Origin of the sequence: Streptococcus pseudopneumoniae (assembly GCF_001072315.1) — a bacterium.
Taxonomy (GTDB): domain Bacteria; phylum Bacillota; class Bacilli; order Lactobacillales; family Streptococcaceae; genus Streptococcus; species Streptococcus pseudopneumoniae_R.
This window is the reverse complement of sequence record NZ_JVLI01000162.1, coordinates 1-3,603: the sequence shown is the minus strand read 5'-3', so window position 1 is coordinate 3,603 and position 3,603 is coordinate 1. Positions and strand designations below refer to the sequence as shown.

The window sequence follows — 3,603 nt, the reverse complement described above, 5'->3', positions numbered from 1 at the left end:
TGTTCGCTCACAATAAGAGAGAACTTTTTTACGAAAATCTATTGAATATGCCATAAGAAGATTATACCACATTGTGTACTATCTTTGGTTCATTTTACTATATATTGATTTTTAAGGAGGCTCGCCTCCTTTTTGTGACTCCTTTTGTGACTCCCTTTTTCGCAAAAGAATACCAAGGAATACCAAAGACAAAAATAAAAAACGTTGATTTAACAACGTTTTACCAAGGAATGCAAAAGAATGCAAAAGAATAATGGAGCCGGTGGGAGTCGAACCCACGTCCAAACACCTGCCAACATATTTGTCTACAACCATAGGTTATGTATTAGTTTAACAGTCCCTCGACACATAACTCAAGCCTAGAAACTGCGAGTCTATCAATCTCTTATCAAGCCGCTAGACAAGACTTGATCGTATCTCGCTAATAATAAGACCTGTCATTGAACACGAGCAATCCAAATCGGGTCACGCCTGCTGGTTTTTAGGCAGCTAGAGCGTAAGAAGTGTTATTTTTTGCAGTTATATTTAACTGAGCGTTTACGTCGCCACACGAGTCGCAAAATATGCCTCATAATGCCTGTCGAATCCGTAACGACCCCAAAAGACAATAAAACCATTATACCTTATCTAACTCAAAAATGCAAAAAAGAAATCAACTAACTACACAAGATAGTCTTTCAAGGCTTTTGACAAAACCTGATAACCGGCAACACTAAGGTGCAACCCATCAGTAGTATAGTCTTTTTTGAGTTGGCCTTCTTGGTCTATCAAACAATCAAATACTGGCACAAATTCCACCTGCATATAGGCAGAAGCAAGCTCTTGATAGGCTTGATTCCAGTTCTGAATTGTTTCATTTGTGCGGATATAGACTGTCTGCTTGTACTCCTCGGCTTCATTGACTGGCAAAATAGAAAGCAATTTAATCTCTGTCAGTGGATAATCGCGAGCAATGGATTGAATGATCGCTTCGAGATTATTGAGAGCCTCATTCACAGGCACATCTTTTCCGATATCATTTGTTCCAATCAGAAGGACAATTTTATCTACTGCTCCACCGTACAGATGCGCATCGAGGTTCTCAAGTAACAGCTCTGTCTGATAACCTCGAATGCCTCGATTGACAATCGTCTTTGCAGTCCCAAATAGTTCCTGCAGAGGATAATATTCGACAATGGAATCCCCAATAAAAAGAATGTCTGGCTCTACAACAGAAACTTGATTTAAGTGACGATACTTGGTTTGGAGTTTTTCTTGTTCCTTTAGGAGCCAATTTTCTAATAACTGTACTGCCACTTCATTCTCCTTTTTCTAACCAGTTTTCCAAGACTTGGTAAACTCCGCCTTGGCTGTTGGCTGGTGCTAGAGCAGTAGCCACAGCTTTGGCTTTATCATCAGCATTTTCCATCGCATAGGCAATTCCAGCCATTTCAAGCATCTCAACATCATTTTCACTGTCACCAAAAGCCATGATTTGTTGGGGGTTCAAGTCCCAACGCTTGAGTAATTCTTCCAAGCCCCATGCTTTATGAATTCCAGCTTGAAGGATATCAATGCAACCATAGCCACTCGATACAGCTCGAACACGACCAGCAAAGAGGTCATTGATTTCTTCCAAGACCGAACTCAAACGTTCCTCACCAACAACCATGCTCATCTTGAGCACACCACCAAAGAGGTCAGAGGTTAATTCATCCACAAACTGCATCCGTTGGTAGAATTTTTCAATCATTTCTGGAGTCATAAAACTTTCAAGGTCTGTAAAAATAGTGCCTTCCTTGACGAAACCACCCTTCATAGATGTTACAACAAACTGATCCTGACACGCTCGACCCTTAAAATGAGCCAAAGCCTTATCGACAATGGCATCATCCCAAGTCTGAGCCTGAATCAGTTCATTGTTTTCAAAAATACGAGCACCGTTTGCAACAACCAGAACCACTCGATTTACCAAGTGCTCCAGTAGTTGCCTCATGCGGTGAATTTCATTGCCCGTCGCGATGACAAAACGAATACCCCTTTGATCCAACTTATCTAAAATCTTTTCCAAGCGTGGAAGATCAAGCTGGCCTCTAGCATCCAGCAAGGTCCCATCCATATCTGTCGCAATTATTTTAATCGTCATTTACTTCCCTCTGGATTCAAACTAATCCCACTTCAATCCTACATGTTCGTTCATTTCTTTATAGGCTGTATCAATTCGTTCCTTAGTCGCTTCATCTAACTGATCACGATGACTGCCACCATCGATAAAATCTTCCAAGATATAGGTTTGATAATGATATAAAGGATAGCCTTCTGGTGAAAAAGTTCCCTTTGGTGTTCGATTGACCCAAGTAGGATGAGCTTTAGCTGTTCCGATAGTTGTTTTTCCATCCTTCTTCTTAATGGTCACGTCCATGAGAACGCCACGTTCAGTCCACTTAGCATTTTCTTCATCTCCCATAGATTCAATCCGTTGATTGGAAATGAAGTTCCCCATTGAATAGATAATGAGTTTCTTTTCTCCATCTTTTTCAACCGTTTCAGATGGTTCCACAACGTGAGGATGCCCTCCAAAGATAATATCCGCTCCCCAATCAATCATCTTGTGATAAAGAGCTTTTTGTTCCTCAGTTGGTTCCAATCGATACTCAACACCCATCTGAGGCATGATAATGGTGATATCCGCTTCCTTTTCCGCCCGTTCAATTTCAGCCTTCATCTTATCTTCGTTTAAATCTGAAAGATAACGATTATAGTCTTCCTGAGAAATATACTGCTCAATTCCATTGAATCCATAGGAATAGGCTAATAGTGCAACCTTGATACCATTCACTTCCTTAATGACCAGCGGAGCCTGATCACGTGGTTCATGCGTATAAACTCCGATTGGAGTGATTCCAGCTTTCTCAATAATATCGGCCGTTGAAATAACTCCCTCAATTTGCGAATCCAAAATATGATTATGAGCTAAATCCAGCACATGATAACCTGCATCCTTAATGGCATCCATAACTTCAGCAGGAGCATTAAAGAGAGGATAACCTGCTAAATAATGATCCTTATTAATGGTTCCTTCAAAATCACCAATAGCTAAATCTGCTTGCTTAAGCCAAGGTGTCACATACTCAAAATTCTCATGAAAGTCATAGGTACCGTCTTCTTTTTTAGCTGAAAAGAAAAGTCCATCGTGGTAGAGCAAATCTCCGTTGGCCATAATTCTAGCAGATTTTTCCTCTTCCTGCTCCTGAGACTTTTGCTTAGTCCCTTCTTGAGAAATAGTATCTCGTTTTTGACTGGTCAGAGGCATGCCTTGGAAACTTTCAAACAACAAGACCAAGCCCATTGATAAAGCAACTGCTAGCAAGAGTACCGCCACAAATCCTTTATTGCTCCACCTGCGATAACTCCTAAAAAAGTTTACCAAGCCCTTCATAAAACGAAAAGCTAAACCACCCTGATTTCTATCTTGTCTTCTTTTCATCTTCATTCTCCCTACTTTCTTATGCAAGCCTTTTCTTTTTATTATATCATAGATAAGTAATTCTTTCACAATTGATACTCTTCGAAAATCAAATTCAAACCACGTCAGCGTCGCCTTACCGTACTCAAGTACAGCCT

General features: G+C 40.4%; 3 protein-coding genes and 1 other RNA gene. All 4 read right to left on the bottom strand.

Features of this window, described 5'->3' with window-relative positions; genetic code table 11:
* Positions 1-251: 251 nt before the first annotated feature.
* The 4 genes from ssrA to ADH54_RS11545 all read right to left on the bottom strand — a co-directional run bounded on the left by ssrA (position 252) and on the right by ADH54_RS11545 (position 3,466).
* Positions 252-599: a transfer-messenger RNA gene (gene ssrA / locus ADH54_RS10860) on the bottom strand.
* A gap of 61 nt (positions 600-660) precedes the next feature.
* Complete coding sequence (locus tag ADH54_RS09225; protein WP_049524875.1) at positions 661-1,296, bottom strand: SGNH/GDSL hydrolase family protein; 636 nt, start codon at positions 1,294-1,296, stop codon at positions 661-663.
* Position 1,297: 1 nt separating this feature from the next.
* Positions 1,298-2,125 (bottom strand): HAD family hydrolase, encoded by an 828-nt coding sequence (locus ADH54_RS09220; RefSeq protein ID WP_049524874.1) that lies wholly within the window; start codon positions 2,123-2,125, stop codon positions 1,298-1,300.
* 21 nt (positions 2,126-2,146) lie between these two features.
* A complete protein-coding gene (locus ADH54_RS11545; RefSeq protein WP_080980842.1) occupies positions 2,147-3,466 on the bottom strand; it encodes a CapA family protein in 1,320 nt (439 codons plus the stop codon).
* Positions 3,467-3,603: the final 137 nt, after the last annotated feature.